This is a genomic window from Allobosea sp. P1_A7 (assembly GCF_056406775.1).
In genome coordinates, this window is record NZ_JBFTZN010000319.1 from 1 (window position 1) to 6,412 (window position 6,412).

Sequence of the window (6,412 nt, forward strand, 5' to 3'; positions counted from 1 at the left end):
GTTCGCGGTAGCGCTCGCAGAGGTCCCGTTCCGGCCCGTCCTTGAGCCGGCCGACCGTGATGATGGCGAGCCGCACCGGAAATCAGGATCAGCCGACGAGCCGCTCATTCGGGCGGTCGGCGCCCCACATCTTTTCCAGATTGTAGAACTGGCGCACTTCCGGCCGGAAGACATGGACGATGAGATCGCCCGTATCGATCAGCACCCAGTCGCAGGCAGGCATGCCCTCGACCTTCGGCGTCGGCAGTCCCGTCTTCTTGAAGGCCTCGACGAGGCTGTCGGCAATCGAGGCGACATGGCGGTTCACGCGCCCTGACGCGATGATCATCGCGTCAGCCAGCGAAGTCTTGCCAACCAGGTCGATGACAGTGATGTCCTCGGCCTTCATATCTTCGAGAACATGGATTGCGAGGGCCACGCTGTCGGCGGACGGGTTTCCGGGGACAGCAGCCTGGGGAAGCGGCTTCGGCTCGGCTTCACCAAGGGTTTGACGGTTCAGTTCCGTATCCTCACATGACGACGCGCTCTCAGCGCGACGATCCTAAATTAAGCGATATGAGGTCGAAATTCAATCGCGACCAGCCAACTGGCGCAAATAGGTCGAGGACAGCTCGGAGCGCCGGCCATGCAGGAACACCCAGGCGGGGGGCTCCAGCAGCGGCAGGGCGGCAGCCGCATTCTCGGAAACCCGCCAGCGCGACAGCCAGTTGGCGGCCGGCGAAGCCACCGCGCGATGCGTCGATCCCGGGCGGTCGATCACGGCGATCGGCATCATCCGGGCAATGGCACGCCACTCGTTCCAGCGGTGGAAACCCGCAAGATTGTCGGACCCCATGATCCAGACGAAGCGGACACCAGGGCAGCGCAATTTGAGGGCGCGCAGGGTATCGGCGGTATAGCGGGTGCGCAGGCTCGCCTCGACCCCGGTGACATGGATGCGGGCGTGATCGGCAAGCTCTTGCGCCGTCGCAATGCGTTCGCCGAGCGATGGCAAGGCCGCATTGTCCTTGAGCGGATTGCCAGGGGTGACAAGCCACCAGACGCGGTCGAGCTGCAGCCGACGCAGCGCCGTCAGGCTCGCCATGCGGTGACCGTCATGTGCCGGGTTGAAGCTCCCGCCGAACAAGCCGATCCGAAGGCCCGGCGCATGGGGCGGCAGGCGCAGATCCTCTGCCCTCACGGCCGGATCTGACCGCTGCCATGAACCCGGTATTTGAAGGAGCAGAGCTGCTCGACACCGACCGGCCCGCGCGCATGCATGCGCCCTGTCGCGATGCCGATCTCGGCGCCGAAGCCGAACTCGCCGCCATCGGCAAACTGGGTCGAGGCATTATGGACGACGATGGCTGAATCGACCTCGGCCAGGAAGCGCTGCGCCGCGGCCTCGTCGGCGGTCACGATTGCATCTGTATGGTGCGAACCGTAGCGCTCGATATGCGCGATCGCCGCATCAAGCCCGTCGACCACCTTCACCGCAATGATCCGGTCCAGATATTCGGTTGCCCAGTCCGCCTCGGTTGCAGGCGTCACCTGCGGATTGGCTGCCTGTGCGGCGACATCGCCACGAACCGCGCAACCGGCCTCGACCAGCATCCTGAGGAGCGGCTGCAAATGGGTTGCAGCACAGGCGGCATCGACCAGTAGGCTCTCGGCCGCGCCGCAGACGCCGGTACGGCGCAGCTTTGCGTTCAGCACGATCGCCTTGGCCATGTCGAGATCGGCGGCTCCATGGATATAGACATGACAGTTGCCGTCGAGATGCGCGAAGACCGGCACACGCGCATCGCTCTGGACACGGGCGACCAGGCTCTTGCCGCCGCGCGGCACGACGACATCGACGGCACCGCCGAGCCCCGCCAAAATCTCGCCGACCGCTGCGCGGTCACGTGTCGGCACCAGCTGGATCGCGTCGCCCGGCAACCCTGCAGTTTCCAGTCCCTGGCGGAGCGCTGCAGCAATCTCGGTCGAGGTGCGGAAACTATCCGAGCCGGCGCGCAGGATCGCGGCATTGCCGCTCTTCAGGCAAAGCGCGCCGGCATCGGCGGTGACATTCGGGCGGCTTTCGAAGATCACTGCGATCACGCCAAGCGGTGTCGCCACGCGCTCGAAGGCAAGGCCATTGGGCTGGGTCCATTTGGCGAGCACGCGACCGACGGGGTCGGGCAACGGGGCGATGCTCGCCACCGCTTCGGCAACCGCCGCCAACCGGGCCTCGTCCAGCATCAGACGGTCGATGAAGGCGGCGTTCTGGCCGGCGCCGCGCGCCTCCTCGAGGTCTCGTGCATTGGCGGCGAGGATCGCCGGCGCACGCTCGCGCAGGGCCTCGGCCATCGCCATCAGCGCCGCGTTGCGCTGCTCAGCCGACGCAAGCGCGACCTGCCGCGCAGCAGCGCGGGCCTGCCGGCCGAGCCCATGCATGACCGTGCCGATATCCTCTTGGCCATCGCTTGCAGAAACCACGCGCAGCGCGCCTTCGCCAGTCATCGTCAACTCACCCGTTTCCTTGAGCCCGGCGACCTTAGCCGACACCGAGCGCCATGTCGTCACGGTGGATCATCTCGGCGCGCCCGGGATAGCCGAGGATCGCCTCGATATCGCGCGAGGCCTTGCCGAGCACGAGCCCCGCCTCCCCCGCATCATAGGCCACCAGCCCGCGTCCGAGCACCCGCCCATCCGGATCACGGATGAGCACGGCATCGCCACGCGCGAATTCACCCTCGATCCGGCTGACGCCGACAGGCAGCAGGCTCGCTCCACCGCGCAAGGCACGAGCGGCCCCTGCATCGACATACAGGGTGCCGCGCGGCTCGAGCGAGCCAGCAATCCAGGTCTTGCGCGCCGTCGCAGGCGTCGAAGCCGAAAGAAACCAGGTGCAGCGCCCGCCAGCAACGATCGCACTGAGCGGGTTCTTCGTCCGCCCATCGGCGATCAGCATATGAGTGCCGCCCGCCGCCGCGATCTTGCCCGCCTCGATCTTGGTGCGCATGCCGCCGCGAGAGAGTTCGGACGCTGCTCCGCCCGCCATGGCCTCGATCTCCGGCGTGATCCGCTCGACCAGCGGGATATGGCGCGCAGCCGRGTCCCGCGCCGGCGGCGCCGTGTAGAGCCCATCGATATCGGAGAACAGCACCAGCAGGTCGGCGCCCGCCATGGTCGCAACACGCGCGGCGAGGCGGTCATTGTCGCCATAGCGGATTTCGGTCGTCGCGACCGTATCATTCTCGTTGATCACCGGAATCGCGCGCAGATCGAGCAGGCGGCCAAGCGTGGCGCGCGCATTGAGATAGCGGCGGCGCTCTTCGGTATCCGCCAGCGTCAGCAGGATCTGTCCGGCGGTCAGCCCGTGATGTCCCAGCGCCTCGGACCATGTCCGCGCCAGCGCGATCTGCCCGACGGCCGCAGCCGCCTGGCTTTCTTCCAGTCGCAGCGGACCGCTCGGAAGTCTGAGCACGGTCCGGCCGAGCGCAATTGCCCCCGACGAGACGACAAGCACATCGGCGCCGCGCAAGTGCAGTTCGGCGAGATCCTCAGCGAGCGCGGCGAGCCAGGCCTGGCGCAGCCGGCCGCGCTCGCGGTCGACCAGCAGGGCCGAACCGACCTTGACCACGATGCGGCGGAACTGACTCAGCGACGGCGTGTTCACGGAGAAGACCAGGATCGAGTAACGGAAGCGAGGATTGCCTGTTGGCGAAAACCCGACACTTGTAAAGCGCACCGCGGCCCGTTCGGCTATGCATGCCCATGCAAAAGCATGCCTGAACCCCGGCAATTGCATTGACATTCACTGTTCGAGAGGCCATATGGCGGCCGTCGATATTCGGCCGAACGCCGCGGTCCTGCGCATGTCAATGTGCCCGCCGACGACCTTCCCCGCTCAGATCGAACAACCGGCGCGCGGCCTTCTGGTGCGCTTCAACATGACGCTGCGAAGATTTCGCTGGATCTCGGGCCCGGGTTCAGCGCGATGTTTTCGCATTTCGAATGAAGGAAACCAGGATGCAGGTTCTCGTCCGCGACAATAACGTCGACCAGGCGCTGCGAGTGCTTAAGAAGAAATTGCAGCGCGAAGGCGTTTTTCGTGAGATGAAGCGCCGCTCAGCTTATGAGAAGCCATCCGAGCAGCGCGCCCGCGAAAAGGCCGATGCCGTTCGCCGTGCCCGCAAGGCCGCTCGCAAGCAGGCTCAGCGCGAAGGTCTCATCGCCGCGCCGAAGCCCAAGGCGAAGCCGACCCGCGCCGCAGGCGCAGCGCCTGCGCGCTGATTACAATACACATCCGGCCAGTTCTGAATTATTGCCCCCGCGGGCTCGCGAGTTAGAGCCCGTTCAACCCAAGAAGGTAGACCTTGAAGAACCCGAACGACCGCAGCTTCACTGATCGTCAGTCCAACTCCGCCAATGCCAAGAAGGCGCTGCTAGAGCGTTTCCAGGCACGGCCGAAGGCCGATGACCCGATCATGCAGCAGCGCCGCGCGGAGCGCCAGGCCATTGCCGATGCACGCGCTGTCCGCGACGCCGAAAAGGCCGCCGCCCGCGTCGAGGCCGAGCGCCTCGCGGCGATCGAACGCGCCGCCCAGGAGGAAGCCGAGCGTCAGGCCGAACTGGTGCGTGAGGCCGCCCGCAAGGCCGAACAGGCCAAGCGCGATGCCGAGCGCCCCCGCAAGGTTCTGCTCGAGGCCGTCCAGTACATGCAGATGCGCGCTGCCGGCAAAGGCCGCCGCTGAGCGACGCTCCGCCTTCCGGGGTCGAAAAACCTCGATCCCAAGACGACGATACGGGAATGAGCCGCGTGTAACGCGCGCCTCATTCTTTCTGTTTTCGCAATGCTCCTCCTTCGCAGCGACGAGCAATTGCACTTTGCCTCAAGGGCGCAAGCGCCCTCTTTCGCCCAGGCTCTTTCCTGGCCCTGCGCCACGGAGGAAAACTCCGGAAATCCGGCGTTTATCGCCGATTTTCGGCCTTGCTCAGTCGACCTGACATCAGGCTCCACTAACGCAACGGCACCCCCTTGCCTCTGAAGCGGCATAGCCTCTCCCGTTCTTGTGCAGTCGCGGAGGCGATCACGCTCGAACTTCTAAGACTTTAGTATTACGCCTATCGCTTGCCACGGCAACTGAATACAGCAACTCTGGGATATCGCGGCCAGCAGGCCGCAATAACGACACGCCAGATACATGGCGGCACACCCAGGGAGGGAATCCATGACTACGGAGACCGCTAAACCTCGTTCGAATCGTCGCAACTTCCTCAAGGTCGCAACACTTGCGGGCGCTGGCGCCATTGCCATGCCCCAGGTCAGCCGCGCCCAAACGGTGACGTGGAAGTTCCAGTCCACCTGGCCGACCAAGGACATCTTCCATGAATTCGCCGGCGACTTCGCCAAGCGGGTCAATGACATGTCCGGCGGCCGGCTGAAGCTGGACGTGCTCGCCGCGGGCGCAGTCGTCCCGGCCTTCCAGATGCAGGATGCGGTCGCGGCCGGCATTCTCGATGGCGGGCATGGCGTCTGCGCCTATTGGTACGGCAAGAACAAAGCCTTCTCGCTCTTTGGCACACCTCCGTCACTCGGCTGGGACGCAACCAGCTTCCTGGGATGGATGAATCATGGCGGCGGCTATGAGCTCTATAACGAGCTGGTCGGCCAGACCCTGAAGCTCAATCTCGTAGGCTTCCTCAGCGGGCCGATGCCCTGCCAGCCGCTTGGCTGGTTCAAGAAGGAGCTCAAGACCCCCGACGACTTCAAGGGCCTGAAATACCGCACAGTCGGCCTCGCGGCCGATTTGATGAAGGAGATGGGAGCCGCAGTCACGATTCTGGCCGGTGGCGAGATCGTGCCGGCGCTCGAACGCGGCGTCATCGACGGCGCCGAGTTCAACAATCCTTCCTCCGACTCGATCCTTGGTTTCCAGGACGTCGCCAAGGTCTACATGCTGCAAAGTTACCATCAGGCAGCCGAGAGCTTCGAGCTCATCTTCAACAAGACGAAATTCGATGCGCTCGCCCCCGAGCAGAAGGCGATCATCAAATATGCGGCGGAAGCAGCCTCCTCCGACATGATCTGGAAGGCGCTCGACCGCTATTCCAAGGATCTCGACATGTTGCGCTCCAAGGGCGTCAACGTCGTCCCGACCCCGGAGGTGATCCTCAAGGCCCAGCTCGTCGCCTGGGACAAGGTGCTCGACAAGCTTTCTGCCGAAAACGCCTTCTTCAAGAGGGTGGTCGAGTCGCAGAAGGCCTGGGTCAAGCGCACCGTCGCCTATGAACGCGTCAACACGCCTTCGCGCGAACTGGCCTTCACCCACTTCTTCAAGGCCTGAGCCTCTGCCCGCATCCAGACGCCCGCCACCCGCAACCGGCCTGGCGGGCGTTTGCGCCGACGAGCTCTGCAACGTGCCGTGGAGACCCTGATGGGCAT

Annotated in this window: 7 protein-coding genes; 3 read left to right on the plus strand and 4 right to left on the minus strand. The window is 64.9% G+C overall.

The features are described from left to right. Positions 1–88 precede the first annotated feature (88 nt). From rsfS to proB, 4 genes are all read right to left on the minus strand, one after another. On the minus strand, positions 89–418 hold the full coding sequence (gene rsfS / locus AC1D34_RS32605) for a ribosome silencing factor (RefSeq protein WP_441477524.1): 330 nt from the start codon (positions 416–418) through the stop codon (positions 89–91). 150 nt (positions 419–568) lie between these two features. After that, on the minus strand, positions 569–1,180 hold the full coding sequence (locus tag AC1D34_RS32610; RefSeq protein WP_441492179.1) for a nicotinate-nucleotide adenylyltransferase: 612 nt from the start codon (positions 1,178–1,180) through the stop codon (positions 569–571). Beyond that, positions 1,177–2,418, minus strand: a complete 1,242-nt coding sequence (locus AC1D34_RS32615; RefSeq protein ID WP_476826470.1) for a glutamate-5-semialdehyde dehydrogenase — start codon at positions 2,416–2,418, stop codon at positions 1,177–1,179. The genes AC1D34_RS32610 and AC1D34_RS32615 overlap by 4 nt, the downstream gene beginning before the upstream one ends. 100 nt (positions 2,419–2,518) lie before the next feature. Then, positions 2,519–3,643, minus strand: a complete 1,125-nt coding sequence (proB, locus tag AC1D34_RS32620; protein ID WP_476826471.1) for a glutamate 5-kinase — start codon at positions 3,641–3,643, stop codon at positions 2,519–2,521. Positions 3,644–3,996: 353 nt separating this feature from the next. Here proB and rpsU point away from each other — a divergent pair, with 353 nt between their 5' ends. The 3 genes from rpsU to AC1D34_RS32635 all read left to right on the plus strand — a co-directional run bounded on the left by rpsU (position 3,997) and on the right by AC1D34_RS32635 (position 6,314). Beyond that, complete coding sequence (gene rpsU, locus AC1D34_RS32625) at positions 3,997–4,260, plus strand: 30S ribosomal protein S21 (protein ID WP_069882405.1); 264 nt, start codon at positions 3,997–3,999, stop codon at positions 4,258–4,260. Between the two features lie 83 nt (positions 4,261–4,343). Beyond that, positions 4,344–4,721, plus strand: coding sequence for a DUF6481 family protein (locus AC1D34_RS32630; RefSeq protein WP_441477526.1), 378 nt, complete (start codon positions 4,344–4,346; stop codon positions 4,719–4,721). A gap of 477 nt (positions 4,722–5,198) precedes the next feature. Further along, positions 5,199–6,314 carry a TRAP transporter substrate-binding protein gene (locus AC1D34_RS32635; RefSeq protein ID WP_441492180.1) on the plus strand — a complete coding sequence of 372 codons (1,116 nt, stop codon included), beginning with the start codon at positions 5,199–5,201 and terminating at the stop codon, positions 6,312–6,314. Positions 6,315–6,412: the final 98 nt, after the last annotated feature.

Bases quoted from the DNA above. Each gene is read 5' to 3' on its own strand.
- AC1D34_RS32615 (WP_476826470.1), bottom strand. From the start codon at position 2,418: ATGCATGGGCTCGGCCGGCAGGCCCGCGCTGCTGCGCGGCAGGTCGCG.
- rpsU (WP_069882405.1), top strand. From the start codon at position 3,997: ATGCAGGTTCTCGTCCGCGACAATAACGTCGACCAGGCGCTGCGAGTG.
- AC1D34_RS32635 (WP_441492180.1), top strand. From the start codon at position 5,199: ATGACTACGGAGACCGCTAAACCTCGTTCGAATCGTCGCAACTTCCTC.